The sequence below is a fragment of the Enterobacter cloacae complex sp. SHL022 genome (assembly GCF_049237785.1).
Taxonomy (GTDB): Bacteria; Pseudomonadota; Gammaproteobacteria; order Enterobacterales; family Enterobacteriaceae; genus Enterobacter; species Enterobacter hormaechei_C.
Genome location: NZ_JBMKJH010000009.1, coordinates 63,686 through 78,665, shown reverse-complemented (window position 1 = coordinate 78,665; position 14,980 = coordinate 63,686). Strand labels below are relative to the sequence as shown.

10 protein-coding genes are annotated in these 14,980 nt (G+C 57.3%); 4 read left to right on the top strand and 6 right to left on the bottom strand.

Annotation, left to right across the window (positions count from 1 at the left end):
- The first annotated feature begins 1 nt into the window (after nt 1).
- Nucleotides 2-760 carry a DeoR/GlpR family transcriptional regulator gene (locus ACOTZD_RS18340; protein WP_003861593.1) on the top strand — a complete coding sequence of 253 codons (759 nt, stop codon included), beginning with the start codon at nt 2-4 and terminating at the stop codon, nt 758-760.
- A 62-nt stretch (nt 761-822) separates the two neighbouring features.
- Here ACOTZD_RS18340 and malT read toward each other — a convergent pair whose 3' ends face one another.
- The gene (gene malT / locus ACOTZD_RS18335) at nt 823-3,528 is read right to left on the bottom strand and encodes an HTH-type transcriptional regulator MalT (protein ID WP_003861595.1); all 2,706 of its coding nucleotides are present in this window, start codon (nt 3,526-3,528) and stop codon (nt 823-825) included.
- A 572-nt stretch (nt 3,529-4,100) separates the two neighbouring features.
- Between malT and malP the strand changes: the two genes are divergently transcribed.
- The gene (gene malP / locus ACOTZD_RS18330; RefSeq protein ID WP_023323832.1) at nt 4,101-6,494 is read left to right on the top strand and encodes a maltodextrin phosphorylase; all 2,394 of its coding nucleotides are present in this window, start codon (nt 4,101-4,103) and stop codon (nt 6,492-6,494) included.
- Nucleotides 6,495-6,503: 9 nt separating this feature from the next.
- Nucleotides 6,504-8,585, top strand: coding sequence for a 4-alpha-glucanotransferase (gene malQ, locus ACOTZD_RS18325; RefSeq protein ID WP_063944754.1), 2,082 nt, complete (start codon nt 6,504-6,506; stop codon nt 8,583-8,585).
- 85 nt (nt 8,586-8,670) lie between these two features.
- On the opposite strand, the gene gntT is transcribed toward malQ, so the two are convergent.
- The 3 genes from gntT to gntX form a co-directional block, all read right to left on the bottom strand.
- Complete coding sequence (gntT, locus tag ACOTZD_RS18320) at nt 8,671-9,987, bottom strand: gluconate transporter (RefSeq protein WP_003861600.1); 1,317 nt, start codon at nt 9,985-9,987, stop codon at nt 8,671-8,673.
- Nucleotides 9,988-10,292: 305 nt separating this feature from the next.
- Entirely contained in the window at nt 10,293-10,868 is a 576-nt protein-coding gene (nfuA, locus tag ACOTZD_RS18315) for a Fe-S biogenesis protein NfuA (protein ID WP_003861601.1), read from the bottom strand.
- A 61-nt stretch (nt 10,869-10,929) separates the two neighbouring features.
- Nucleotides 10,930-11,610, bottom strand: a complete 681-nt coding sequence (gntX, locus tag ACOTZD_RS18310) for a DNA utilization protein GntX (protein WP_003861603.1) — start codon at nt 11,608-11,610, stop codon at nt 10,930-10,932.
- Nucleotides 11,611-11,646: 36 nt separating this feature from the next.
- On the opposite strand from gntX, the gene bioH reads away from it, so the two are divergent.
- Complete coding sequence (gene bioH, locus ACOTZD_RS18305) at nt 11,647-12,429, top strand: pimeloyl-ACP methyl ester esterase BioH (protein WP_045349851.1); 783 nt, start codon at nt 11,647-11,649, stop codon at nt 12,427-12,429.
- Here bioH and feoC read toward each other — a convergent pair.
- Nucleotides 12,404-12,640, bottom strand: a complete 237-nt coding sequence (gene feoC, locus ACOTZD_RS18300; RefSeq protein ID WP_017384148.1) for a [Fe-S]-dependent transcriptional repressor FeoC — start codon at nt 12,638-12,640, stop codon at nt 12,404-12,406. The genes bioH and feoC overlap by 26 nt on opposite strands.
- Nucleotides 12,641-12,650: 10 nt before the next feature.
- The gene (gene feoB / locus ACOTZD_RS18295) at nt 12,651-14,969 is read right to left on the bottom strand and encodes a Fe(2+) transporter permease subunit FeoB (protein WP_174402178.1); all 2,319 of its coding nucleotides are present in this window, start codon (nt 14,967-14,969) and stop codon (nt 12,651-12,653) included.
- Between the last annotated feature and the right edge of the window lie 11 nt (nt 14,970-14,980).

Below are 14,980 nucleotides of genomic sequence, written 5' to 3'. Positions count from 1 at the left end.
CATGAAACAAACACAACGTCATGACGCCATTATCGAACTGGTAAAAAAACAGGGATACGTCAGTACTGAAGAGCTGGTGGAGCAGTTTGCCGTTAGCCCGCAAACCATCCGTCGTGACCTCAACGACCTGGCCGATCAGAACCGTATTCTGCGTCACCACGGCGGTGCCGCGCTGCCGTCCAGCTCGGTGAACACCTCATGGCATGACCGTAAGGCGACGCAAACGGCAGAGAAAGAGCGTATCGCCCGTAAAGTGGCGAGCCAGATCCCGAACGGCGCGACGCTGTTTATTGATATCGGCACCACGCCGGAAGCGGTCGCCCATGCGCTGCTGAACCACGAGAACCTCCGCGTGGTGACCAACAACCTGAACGTGGCCAACACGTTGATGCAGAAAGACGATTTCCGCATCATCCTCGCGGGCGGCGAACTGCGCAGCCGCGACGGGGGCATTATCGGCGAAGCGACGCTCGATTTTATCTCTCAGTTTCGCCTCGATTTCGGCATTCTGGGGATCAGCGGCATCGACACCGACGGCTCGCTGCTGGAGTTTGATTACCACGAGGTGCGCACCAAGCGCGCGATCATTGAAAACTCACGTCACGTGATGCTGGTGGTGGATCACTCCAAGTTTGGTCGTAACGCGATGGTGAACATGGGCAGCATCAGCATGGTGGATGCGGTTTATACTGATGTGATGCCACCGGCGGGCGTGATGCAGGTGATTAAAGATAATAATTTGCAGTTAGAGTTATGTTGAGAAGCCATTCTCCCTCTCCCTGTGGGAGAGGGCCGGGGTGAGGGCATCAGACCGCAAAGGATTTACACTCCGTACCCCATCATCTTCAACAGCTGCTGCGCATGCTGCACCGCATCCTGACGGTGCGCCACGCCCAGCTTCTGATACAGATTGCGAATGTGCGTTTTGATGGTGGTCGCCGCCACCGCCAGCTCACCGGCAATCTGCTCGTTGCTGTAGCCGGAATAGATCAGCCCCAGCACCTGCCATTCACGCTGGGTGAGCGGGCTGGTACGGATAAGCTCCGGCACTTCCGGATGGTTCAGCAGACGTTCAACAAAGTTCTCATCGAAGTGCGCAAACTTGTGGCGATGATGCTGGTTAATCTCGCGCAGAATGCGCTGGGCGCGATGCTGATCGAGTTCCGGCAGCGTGTTGAGTTGAATCAGCTGGCGCAGCTGCTGGGCCATCACTTCACCCTCAATTACAAAGTGGCTGATAAACCCGGTGCGGTTCGCCAGCTGCAACGCTTCCAGCAGTACGCGCTGGGCATCGTTTTTACGTCCTGCCTGCCAGTAAAGCTGGTTTAACAGCAGCAGGTTGCGGTTTAAATCGCTCATCAGACGCAGGCTGCGGGCGTTTTCGTTTAACTCTTCCAGCACGATCTCGGCAGGCTCAAAGTCACCCAGCAGGATCTGCACGCGGGCAATATTGCGCCACTGGCTTTGCAGGAAGTGGTTATTGGCAAATTCCGGTTTAGGCGTGTGACGCAGCCAGTTGGCGGCGGACTTTTTATCGCCGGTCATCTGCCAGTAAATCACCCTGACCTTATCGGCGTTGGAGACCCAGTCGCTATGGTACTGTCCGTTGCCGAGCAGATTTTCCAGGCGGTTAAGGTGGTTACGGGCATTATCCAGGTCGCCGCGTGCCAGCGAGCACTGCACCAGCAGAGCCAGACACTGGAGCTGCTGCTGCGGCTGGAAGCTCGAAAGGACATTCAGACCCTGGCGGGCGCAGCTTTCTGCTTCATCCAGACGCGACCATGCCCACAGCAGCTGAGCGCGAATACGCAACAGGAACTCGTGCATCGGCAGCTGTTCCAGATGTTGTTCACGGATCAGCTGGAACGCTTTCTCCTGGTTTTCCCAGGCTGCTTGCAGAAACCCCTGAGCAAATAAAATCTCGCTTTGCTGGATCAGGCTCCACAGGGCGTAATGCCAGACATCGTGGCGGCGCGCCATCTGTTCGGTTTGCTGCATGAGTGAAAGCGAACGCGTGAGATCGCCCTTACAGTGCAGCACTTCGCCGTGTACCGAGGTGGCCACAATACGGCTGTAAAAATTCGCCAGCGGCAGCTCATCCAGCGCGACCATCGCCAGCCGTTCAGCTTCATCCGGGTCCCCGTCGTTAATCGCCACCTGTGCGCGCAGGGCGTTAAATTCGCCGTGCAGGGTGGTATCCATCTCGCTTTCCATCTCCTGCTCGGCGCGCGCCAGCAGGGTGTTCACTTCGCTGTAGCGATGCTGGCTCTGCATCAGCCAGGCCTGGAGCAGCACCAGACGCGGATTCTCCAGCAGGCTTTCCCACGGCAGCGCTTTTAACGACTCTTCCAGCAGCGTCAGTTCGCTGTGGTTGAACAGTCCCCACGCGTGGTTGAGCAGAATATCGCGCAGCATACCGGCATCCCCGGCGGCCAGCGCATGGTGGATAGCCTCGCTCGGGAAACCTTGCGCCATCCAGCTTTCGGCGGCGGCGCGGTGAATGTCAGGCAGCTCTGCGGCCAGCTCCCACTGGCAACGCTGGCGCAGGAAGCTGCCAAACAGCGGATGGTAGCTAAACCATTCGCCGTGATCGTCCATACGCGTCAGGAACAGACCCTGACGTTCAATCTCTTCGAGCTGGAGCTGCCCGTTTTCAATACCGGTGACGCGCACAATCAGCGCGTCGTTCATGGAGCGCAGCAGGGAGCTTTTCAGCAGGAAATGGCGGGTGGAGAGGTCAACGCTGTCGAGTACCTCATCCACCAGATAATCCGACAGGTGGCTGGCGTTGATGCCCGCCAGGCGGCGTGCGGACTGATGCGTCGGGCTGTTGTTTTGCCGCGCGGAGAGGGCAATCAGCTGCAGCGCCGTGGCCCAGCCGGCAACGTCATCGCACAGGCGGCTGCTTTCAGACGCCTCAATCGGAGACGTCAGACGGCAGTCAAAGAACTGCTTCGCTTCCTGATGGGTAAAGGCCAGCTGCTGACTGCCGATTTCCAGAAGCTGATCGCGCACCCGCAGGTTGGCAATGCCCAACTGCGGAAGGTTACGCGACAGGACAACCAGCGTCAGGTTTTCCGGCTGATGGCGCAGGAAGAAACGCATGGACTCGTGAATAACCGGGTTGGTGATCAGATGATAATCATCAATCACCACATACAGCGGGCGATGCCATTCGGCCAGCTCGATAAACAGCTGGGAGAAAAGAGAGGACAGGCTGGCGTACTGGCGCTTTTGCACCATCACCTCGCTGGTGACGCAGTGTCCGTTGGTCGCCTGCTGAATCGCGGCAATTAAATAGCTGGCAAAACGCTCCTGCTGGTTATCACCTTCATCCAGGGAGTACCAGCCAAGATCGCTTTTACCTGCCGCCCATTGCGAAATGAGCGTTGTTTTTCCATAACCCGCAGGACTCGTAACCAGCGCCAGTCGGAAATTATGCGCACCGGAAAGTTTAGCCAGCAGGCGCTCGCGGACCACAGTATGGTCAAGACGAACCGGGCGACTTAATTTGGACGGAATCAACATAGTTTTCACTTCACTGTGGGGAACGAGAGAATTTATTTTTTTTGCGCTTCGTAATTAATATCTATAAGTTCGGCCAATAGAGGAACTATTGCAAGTTATGTCTGGGTTTGGAGGCTCTGAATTTGCACTCTGTCACAAAACATTCTCATCACTGATGGAACTTTCCGTAAATGGCTGGATGCCGCGCTGCTTCTGGCTTGTCTGCATGACGCTCGGTTGCGCTGAAACTGGTTTCAGAAAGAGATAATGACGGTGAAGTTAATTAACTTTGGGGAAAGTTGCATGGGCTTAATAGTGGTGCTGAATAATCCCGACGCGCGGAAATATTATTCTACGTAAGTAATCATTTCAGCGATGATTAATTTCTTCCGAAACTGCATTTCATTTCTTTGAGGTTCTTCCGGGATCGCTTTTTCCGCGAAGCGCACACTTACACAGTGGCCTCGATCACACTTTTATGCTCATCCCCGCTACTCCTCCCTGCCTAATCCCCGACAGGAGGAGGAAGAGGCGCAATGAGCCAGGCACACTAGCGCCAAATGTGTTTTCTCTCTACAGGATGCCGATTCCCTATGTCACAGCCTACTTTCAACAAAGCTCAATTTCAGGCTGCCCTGACGCGTCAGTGGCAGCGTTTTGGCCTTCATGCTGCAAACGAGATGACGCCTCACCAGTGGTGGCAGGCGGTGAGCGGGGCGCTCGCAGAACAGCTGGACGCTCAGCCTGTGGCGAAGCCTGTGAAAGGCCAGCGTCACGTCAACTACATTTCGATGGAGTTCCTGATTGGCCGTCTGACGGGTAACAATCTGCTGAACCTTGGCTGGTATCAGGAGGTCGGTGACGTGCTGAAAGAACACGACATCAACCTGACCGATCTGCTGGAAGAAGAGGTTGACCCGGCGCTGGGTAACGGCGGTCTGGGACGTCTGGCAGCCTGCTTCCTGGATTCCATGGCAACGGTGGGCCAGTCGGCGATTGGCTATGGCCTGAACTATCAGTACGGCCTGTTCCGTCAGTCATTTGCCGACGGCCATCAGATGGAAGCGCCGGACGACTGGCACCGCAATACCTATCCGTGGTTCCGCCACAACGCGCAGCTGGATGTGCAGGTCGGGATTGGCGGGAAAGTCACGAAGCAGGGACTCTGGGAACCGGCGTTCACCATTACCGGTGAAGCCTGGGACCTGCCGGTACTCGGCTACCGTAACGGCGTGGCGCAGCCGCTGCGTCTGTGGCAGGCGAAGCACGCGCATCCGTTTAACCTGACCAAATTCAACGACGGTGACTTCCTGCGCGCCGAGCAGCAGGGGATCGACGCCGAGAAGCTGACTAAAGTCCTCTATCCGAACGATAATCATCTGGCGGGTAAAAAGCTGCGTCTGATGCAGCAGTACTTCCAGTGCGCCTGCTCCGTGGCGGACATTCTGCGTCGACACCACCTGGCGGGCCGCAAGCTGGCTCAACTGCCGGACTTCGAAGTTATTCAGCTTAACGACACGCATCCGACCATTGCCATCCCGGAACTGCTGCGCGTGCTGATCGACGAGCATCAGCTGAGCTGGGACGACGCCTGGGCCATCACCAGCCGCACCTTCGCCTACACCAACCACACCCTGATGCCGGAAGCGCTGGAGTGCTGGGATGAGAAGCTGGTGAAAACGCTGCTGCCGCGCCATATGCAGATCATCAATAAGATTAACGACCAGTTCAAAACGCTGGTGGAGAAAACCTGGCCGGGTGACAAAGCCGTCTGGGCGAAGCTGGCCGTGGTACACGACAAACAGGTGCGCATGGCGAACATGTGCGTGGTCAGCGGCTTTGCGGTGAACGGCGTGGCGGCGCTGCACTCGGATCTGGTGGTCAAAGATCTCTTCCCGGAATACCACCAGCTGTGGCCGACCAAATTCCATAACGTGACCAACGGCATCACGCCGCGTCGCTGGATCAAGCAGTGCAACCCGCTGCTGGCCGGCCTGCTGGACAAAACCCTGAAGAAAGAGTGGGCCAACGATCTGGACCAGCTCATCAACCTGGAAAAATACGCTGACGACGCGAAATTCCGCGAACAGTACCGCGCGATTAAGCTGGAGAACAAAGTTCGCCTGGCTGAGTTCGTGAAAATGCGCACCGGGATTGAGATCAACCCGAATGCGATTTTCGATATCCAGATCAAACGTCTGCACGAGTACAAACGTCAGCACCTGAACCTGCTGCACATTCTGGCGCTGTATAAAGAGATCCGCGAGAATCCACAGGCCGACCGCGTTCCGCGCGTGTTCCTGTTCGGTGCGAAAGCGGCGCCGGGCTACTACCTGGCGAAAAACATTATCCTCGCCATTAATAAAGTGGCGGCGGCGATCAACAACGATCCGAAAGTGGGCGATAAGCTGAAGGTGGTGTTCCTGCCGGACTACTGCGTTTCTGCGGCTGAAATGCTGATCCCGGCGGCGGATATTTCCGAGCAGATCTCTACCGCCGGTAAAGAAGCGTCCGGTACCGGCAACATGAAGCTGGCCCTGAACGGTGCGCTGACCGTCGGCACGCTGGACGGTGCGAACGTCGAAATTGCCGAGAAGGTCGGCGAAGAGAACATCTTTATCTTCGGCCATACTGTTGAAGAAGTGAAAGCCATCAAAGCCAAAGGGTACGACCCGGTGAAATGGCGTAAAAAAGACAAAGTGCTGGATGCGGTGCTCAAAGAGCTGGAAAGCGGGAAGTACAGCGACGGCGACAAGCACGCGTTTGACCAGATGCTGCACAGCATGGACAAACAGGGCGGCGACCCGTACCTGGTGATGGCTGACTTCTCGGCTTATGTTGAAGCGCAGAAGCAGGTCGACGTGCTGTATCGCGACCAGGATGCCTGGACCCGCGCGTGTATCCTGAACACCGCGCGCTGCGGTATGTTCAGCTCTGACCGCTCAATCCGTGATTATCAGGCTCGTATCTGGCAGGCAAAACGCTAAGGAAGCGCGATGGAGAGTAAACGTCTGGACAGTGCCGCGCAGGCGGCGGGAATTAGCCTCAGTTACATCAATGCGCACGGCAAACCGCAGTCTATTGGTGCGGACACCAAAAGACGTTTGCTGGATGCCATGCACAAAACCGACGCGAAAGCGTCGGGTGCGCCGGTGCCGAACGTGAAGGTCTTTACCGCGGGCAAAAAGATGCCGCTGGCGGTGGAAGGGCGCGGCGAGTTCAGCTGGCTGCTCACCACCGAAGAGGGGCATCAGCACAAAGGCCATGCCACAGGCGGCAAAACCCTTAACCTTCCGGCGAAGCTGCCGGAGGGCTACCACACGCTTACGCTTACCCGGGACGACCAGCGTTTTCACTGTCGGGTGATCGTGGCGCCAAAGCGTTGCTATGAGCCGCAGGCGCTGCTTGAAGGCAAAAAGCTGTGGGGCGCCTGCGTGCAGCTCTATACCCTGCGTTCGGACAGCAACTGGGGCATTGGCGATTTTGGCGACCTGAAAAAGATGCTGGCATCCGTGGGCGAGCGCGGCGGCGCGTTCATCGGCCTCAACCCGATCCACGCCCTCTATCCGGCCAACCCGGAAAGCGCCAGCCCGTACAGCCCGTCTTCCCGCCGCTGGCTGAACGTGATCTACATCGACGTTAACGCGTTAGACGATTTCAAAAACAGCAAAGAGGCGCAGGCGTGGTGGAAGCTTGAGACCACCCAACAGATGCTGAAACAGGCCCGCGATGCGGACTGGGTCGATTATGCCTCCGTGACCTCGCTGAAAATGGCGGCGCTGCGTCTGGCATGGAAGGGCTTTGCGAAGCGTGACGACGAGCAGATGGCAGCCTTCCGCCAGTTTGTGATGCAGGAAGGTGAGAGCCTTTACTGGCAGGCAGCGTTTGATGCGTTGCATGCGTATCAGGTCCAGGAGGATGAGATGCGCTGGGGCTGGCCGGTGTGGCCGGAAGCGTATCAGTCCGTGGATACCCCGGAAGTGAAGGCGTTCTGTGAGACGCATGCCGACGAGGTGGATTTCTATCTCTGGTTGCAGTGGCTGGCGTACAGCCAGTTTGCTGCCTGCTGGCAGGTGAGCCAGGGCTATAACATGCCGATCGGTCTGTATCGCGATCTGGCCGTCGGCGTGGCGGAAGGTGGGGCGGAGACCTGGTGTGACCGTGAACTTTACTGTCTGAAAGCCTCCGTCGGTGCGCCGCCGGATATTCTGGGCCCGCTTGGTCAGAACTGGGGCTTACCGCCAATGGATCCGCACGTGATGGCGGCGCGTGCCTACGAGCCGTTTATCGACCTGCTGCGCGCTAACATGCAGAACTGCGGCGCGTTGCGTATCGACCACGTGATGTCCGTGCTGCGCCTGTGGTGGATCCCGTACGGTGAAACGGCTGACCACGGGGCGTACGTGCAATATCCGGTGGACGATTTGCTCTCAATCCTCGCGCTGGAGAGTAAACGTCATCAGTGCATGGTGATTGGCGAAGATCTCGGAACCGTGCCGGTGGAAATTGTCAGTAAGCTCCGCGACAGCGGCGTCTACTCCTACAAAGTGCTCTATTTTGAAAACGACCATGAGAAAACCTTCCGCGCGCCGAAAGCGTACCCTGAACAGTCAATGGCAGTCGCGACGACGCATGATCTTCCTACGCTCAGAGGCTACTGGGAAAGCGGCGACCTGACGCTCGGCAAAACGTTAGGTCTCTACCCGGATGAAGAGGTTCTGCGCGGGCTATATCAGGATCGCGAGCTGGCGAAGCAGGGGCTGCTGGACGCGCTGCATAAACATGGTTGTCTGCCGAAGCGCGCCGGGCATAAGGCGTCGCTGATGTCGATGACGCCAACGCTTAATCGTGGCTTACAGCGCTATATTGCCGACAGCAACAGCGCATTGCTCGGTCTGCAACCGGAAGACTGGATTGATATGGCGGAGCCGGTAAACATCCCCGGCACCAGCTATCAATACAAAAACTGGCGACGCAAACTGTCCACAACGCTTGAAGCGATGTTCGCCGATGACGGGGTGAACAGGTTGATTAAGGATTTGGACAAGCGCAGAAGAGCGGTGGGTAATAAGCGGTAGTTTCACCCTCACCCTAACCCTCTCCCAGAGGGAGAGGGAATAGAATGTAGGCCGGGTAAGCGTCAGCGCTACCCGGCTTTTTACATCAAACCACCATATTCAACAGCAGCACCCCGACCAGACCGCACACCGAAATAATGGTTTCCAGCGCGGACCAGGACTTGATGGTTTCACCGATGGTCAGGTTGAAGTACTCCTTGAACAGCCAGAAGCCCGGATCGTTCACGTGGGAGAAAATCACGCTGCCCGAACCGACCGCGATAACCATCAGTTCAGGGCTGACGCCCGTCGTGGCAATCAGCGGTGCCACGATGCCGCCTGCGGTAATCGCCGCAACGGTCGCAGAGCCCAGCGCAATACGCAGAACGGCGGCGATAGACCACGCCATCAGCAGCGGAGAGACGTTGGTTTCGTGCATCATGGCAGCGATGTATTTATCCACGCCGCTGTCGACCAGCACCTGCTTGAACGCGCCGCCGCCGCCGATGATCAGCAGCATCATGGCGATGATTTTGATGGAAGAGGTCAGCGTATCGTTGATCTGATCCATGGAGCGACCGCGGTTAAGACCGAAGGTAAACATCGCAATCAATACCGCAATCAGCGTTGCCATTACCGGGTCGCCCAGGAACTCCGCAACGGACAGGAACGCGTGACCTTTTGGCAGAACCATCTCTGCTATGGCACGCATCGCCATCAGGATCACCGGTACCAGTGAGGTCCAGACGCTGACGCCAAAGCCTGGCATCTCTTCTTCAGTAAAGGTTTTGGCGCTGTACAGCCCTTCCGGGATAGGCTTATCGATGCCTTTCAGGAAGCGCGCATACACCGGGCCTGCCAGAATCACCGTCGGGATCGCCAGAATCGTACCGAACAGCAGGGTTTTACCCATATCGGCGTGGAAGATGGTGGCGATAGCCGTTGGACCCGGGTGCGGCGGCAGGAAACCGTGGGTGACGGACAGCGCCGCAGCCATCGGCACGCCCACGAACAGCAGTGGGATGTTGGCGGCAGCGGCGATGGTGAACACCAGCGGCAGCATCAGAACGAAGCCCACTTCATAGAACAGTGCGAAACCGACGGTAAAACCGGTTAACACCACCGCCCACTGGATGTGCTGCTTGCCAAATTTATCGATAAGGGTAGTGGCAATACGCTGCGCGCCACCGCAGTCCGCGAGCATTTTACCGAGCATGGCGCCGAAGCCCATGATCAGCGCCAGGCTGCCGAGCGTACCGCCGACACCGGCTTTAATGGAGCTGATAACTTTAACCAGCGGCATTCCCTGCATCAGACCGACTGCAAGTGCCACCAGAACCAGAGCGATAAATCCGTTCATTTTGAAGCGGATCATCAAGAGCAGTAATAACACAACACCGATAGCGACGATGACTAATGGCATGATTGACCTGGCCTTTGAATTGTTATGGGTAACGTCATTGTTTCAACGACAAATTCCGGTTGTCCCAACTGGGAACAGAGTGTTAACGGCACTCATACTGATGCCCGCGAAAACGTTAAGTTTAGTCGGCTGTTATAAGGGTGTTGAGTGCCCACGAGAATGATACGGGTAACATGACGTGATTGAGAATCACCCAGGGAGGCAAAATTTGAATTATGAGACGCAGGTCAACATATAGAGGGGGAGGCAAGAAAATGTAGGCCCGGTAAGCGCAGCGCCACCGGGCAATACAGACGGGCACTGAATCAGTAGTAGGAGTGCTCGCCGCGCTGGTGCTCAGTCAGATCGCGCACGCCTTTCAGTTCCGGGAATTCGTTCAACAGCTGCTTCTCGATCCCTTCTTTCAGGGTGACATCGACCATGGAGCAGCCGTTACAGCCGCCGCCGAATTGCAGGATTGCCAGACCATCTTCGGTGATTTCCATCAGGGAAACACGTCCCCCGTGGCCGGCCAGCTGCGGGTTGATCTGCGATTGCAGCAGATATTCCACACGCTCCATCAGCGGGGCATCGTCAGAGACTTTACGCATTTTCGCGTTCGGCGCCTTCAGCGTCAGCTGAGAACCCAGCTGGTCGGTGACGAAATCAATCTCCGCATCTTCAAGATACGGCGCGCTCAGCTCATCAACGTACGCGGTGAGCTGTTCAAATTTAAGGGCAGTGTCAGTTGCTTCCACGGCATCCGGAGGACAATAAGAGACACCACATTCTGCATTCGGAGTGCCTGGATTGATCACAAACACGCGGATCTGCGTCCCTTCTTCCTGATTTGCCAGCAGTTTGGCAAAGTGCGCTTGTGCAGAATCGGAAATACGGATCATAGCTTTGGCCTAATAGTTGACTAAATTACCTGGGTATAATCATACGCCCATTGAAGAAGGGCTACAAGGTACGGCACAGACACCATACCTGAACTGACGCGGCGCCGCTTTGCAAAAGCAGTCGGGAAAGTTCAGCCACGGTACTGCCCGTGGTGACGACATCATCCACAATCGCGATATGGAGGCCGTTGACCGGCAATTCAAGGCGAAAGGCGTTTTTCAGGTTCCTTTTGCGCGACCGGGCGTTGAGCCGGTGCTGAACGGCAGTGGCATGAGTACGTTTCAGCGCAGAGGCGGGGTACCGGCAACCCAGCCAGTGGGCGAGCGGACGACACAGCAGGTCGCTTTGATTGTATCCCCGCCGCCAGTGGCGGCGCTGAAACAGTGGGACGTTCACAAGCGTGTCGACCGGCGGCAGTCCTCGCGTTCTTCGCGCCTGCAATACCGCCAGTAATAACAGGCGTGCCAGCGGCTGCGCCAGCGCGATCTGGCTGGAAAATTTGAACTGATGAACCAGACGACTCAGCGGCAATACATAATCATCCACCGCCACCAGCGCGCTCCACGGCGGCGCTTTTTTCAGGCATCGGCCGCAGGGAAGCGTCTGGCTGACGGCAGGCAAGCCGCATTGCGGACAGCCCTTCAGGTAACCCAGCGCTCGCGTGCAAACGGAACAGACGCCCCACGCGCTCATCGCAAGTGGCATTCGGCATAGCCAGCACAAGCCGGGCACTGTTAGCATACGCAACCTCCATGTGAAAAAAGAGAACGTTAACTGATGAAGACGCTGTGGTGGCAGACCGTTGGGACGGGAAATTGTCATCTTGTGCTGCTGCACGGATGGGGACTGAACGCCGAAGTGTGGCGTTGCATAAGTGAGGAACTGGCCTCGCAATTCACGGTACACCTGGTGGATCTACCGGGCTATGGCCGTAGCCACGGCTATGGCGCGATGACGCTTGACGACATGGCGGAGCAGGTTCTGGAAGCGGCGCCGCAAAAAGCCGTCTGGCTCGGCTGGAGCCTGGGCGGGCTGGTGGTAAGCCAGATTGCGCTGCGCCATCCTGAGCGGGTCCAGGCGCTGATCACCGTTGCCTCATCACCCTGTTTCAGCGCCCGCGAGGCGTGGCCAGGCATTAAACCCGAGGTGCTGGCCGGGTTCCAGCATCAGCTGAGCGAAGACTTCCAGCGGACGGTGGAGCGTTTTCTGGCGCTACAAACCATGGGAACAGAAACCGCCCGTCAGGACGCACGGACGTTGAAGCAGACGGTGCTTTCTCTGCCGATGCCGGAGGTTGAGGTGCTGAACGGTGGACTGGAGATCCTGAAAACGGCCGATCTGCGCGAGCCGCTGGCGTCGTTAACGGTGCCGCATCTGCGTATTTATGGCTATCTGGATGGACTGGTTCCGCGCAAGGTGGTTCCGCTGCTGGATGCGCTGTGGCCGGAGAGTAAATCAATGGTGGTTGCCAAAGCGGCACATGCGCCGTTCATCTCTCATCCTGCTGAGTTTTGTTCGGCGCTGTCCGGTTTTATCAGCGAAGCGTCCACCATTCCCTGAGACAGGCTTTACCTTCAGGACAACTCTTGCAACTGCCGGACAGACAACCGTCCGGCTCTTCCTGAATGCGCACGGCTTTCCCCATCGCCTCCAGCCTTTCCAGCATGGCATCGATCATCGGCTGCGGCGTATGCAGGCTGAGGCTGAGCTGCTTCGCCTCCATTCGTCCCTGTAACGCCAGTAAGTCACGAACCTGAATCAACGATGCCATCTTTTTCCCCTCAGTGACAGTCGCCTGCTGGGCTGTTACAGCAGGTCGTTGGGGTTTTGCGCGTTGCCAGCAGGTTAACGTCAACGCGGCTACGCGCCCGGCGCAGCAGGCCAATCACCATTACGTTAAACAGGCTCACCGCGAGGATACAGACCAGGCTGTAGCGCGGATGCTGGCTGTAATTGACGGCCTGATAAAACACGGTCGCCAGCGAGTAGGCAATGTTCAGCCCCCACAGAATGGAGAAGCCCATCCAGCCGCGGCTGGACTCACGGGCAATGGCGCCCATGACCGAGATGCATGGAATATAGAGCAGGACGAAGATCAGGTAGCTGTAGGCCGCCGACGCGCTGCCAAATTTCTGGCCCATCACGCCCATTGCTCCGGTCGCCATTTCGCCATCGCCTTTGCTGGCTTCAATCGGGTTCGCCAGTACGCTCAGGCTGAAGGTGTCTTTCAGGCTCTGCCAGGTCTCTTCCACCGCGCCAAGCAGTTCATCGCCGAGGTTGAACGCTGCCGGGTTGAACTCCTCTTCCTGGATGTTTTCCGCGGTGTAAAGCGTGTTCAGGGTGCCGACAACCACCTCTTTTGCCATCGCGCCGGTGAACAGGCCCACGGTTGCCTGCCAGTTGTCTTCCTGAACGCCAATCGGTTTGAAGACCGGCGTAATGATCCGGCTGACGGAGGCCAGGACAGAGTCATTAATGTTGTCCGCGGCCTGGCCGCTCAGGGTGAAGCTGTTCAGGGCGCTCAGGAAAATGCTGACCACCACAATCACCTTACCGGCGCGCAGAACGAAGCCCTTCAGGCGCTGCCATGTCTGAATAATCAGGCTTTTCAGATGCGGAACGTGATAAACCGGCAGTTCCATCACGAACGGCGACGCTTCGCCACGCATGATGGTGTGCTTCAGCATCAGGCCGGTGAGAATAGCCATCACGATACCCAGCACATACAGGGAGAAGACGGCCAGCGCCCCTTCCTGACCAAAGAACGCCGCGGCAAAGACCGCGAAGATCGCCAGCCGCGCGCCGCAGGACATGAACGGCGCCATCATGATGGTCATCAGGCGTTCGCGCGGGGCATCCAGCGTACGCGCGCCCATGACTGACGGCACGTTGCAGCCAAAACCGACAATCAGCGGCACGAACGATTTGCCCGGCAGCCCCAGCGCCTGCATCAGGCGGTCCATTACGAAGGCCGCGCGCGCCATGTAGCCGGAATCCTCAAGGAAGGAGAGGAACAGGTACATCATGCCGATCTGCGGCACCAGCGGCAGGACGGTGTTGATCCCGCCGCCGATCCCCTGCGCAAGGAAGATGGTCAACCATTCCGGGAAGTGGAGGGTGTAGCCCAGCCACTGAATACCGTGCACGAAGATAGCGACAGAGCCGCCATCAAAGATAGGTTGTAATGCACCGCCGATGTTAATGGCGAGCAGGAACATCACGTACATCACCAGTAAAAAGATCGGCAAACCTAGGAAGCGGTTGAGCACAATCTTATCCACGGCGGCGGTGAAGCGGCTGGGTTCAGCGGTTAATGCATTGCTGACCACGTCACAGATAGCGGCGATGGCCTGATAGCGCGCATCCGCAATATGCAGAGCGGGATCGTCCAGCTCGTCGCTCAGGCGAGCCTGCGCGACGCCCAGCTTATCCGCCGCATCGCCTGCGTAGGCGCGGCTGTAGATATCGCCTTCCAGCATTTGCAGGCCAAGCCACAGACGTTGTCTGGCGGGCATGCTGTTGTCCATCTCCTGCGCCAGTTGCCCGGCTTCGCGCAGCAGCGGCTGGGCGTAGTGGACCAGTTCGACGTCGGCATTGCCCGTGTGGCGGTCAATCGCCAGCTTCAGGGCGTCAATGCCGCGTGCGCGGGTAGAAACCAGCGGAACCACCGGGCAGCCCAGGCGTGCGGAGAGGGCATCGACGTCGATGCGCAGCTTTTGCTTCTCGGCGATGTCGAGCATGTTAAGCGCCACGATGCAGGGAATACCCAGCTCCAGCAGTTGTAACGTGAGATACAGATTTCGTTCGAGATTGGAGGCATCCACCACATTGATGAGCAGATCCGCGTCGCCGCTCAGAATATAGTGGCAGGCAATTTGCTCATCGAGTGAGGTCTGGGATGAAATCGTGGTGAGTGAATAGGTCCCCGGTAAATCAACCAGCGTGACCTGATTATCTGTTGTAGTGAACTGGCCCTCTTTGCGTTCAACCGTTACGCCTGCCCAATTTCCCACACGCTGGCGTGCGCCGGTTAACTGATTAAATAAGGTTGTCTTGCCGGAATTAGGATTGCCAATTAAGCCAATAGTTAATTTTTTCATTGTAATAGACT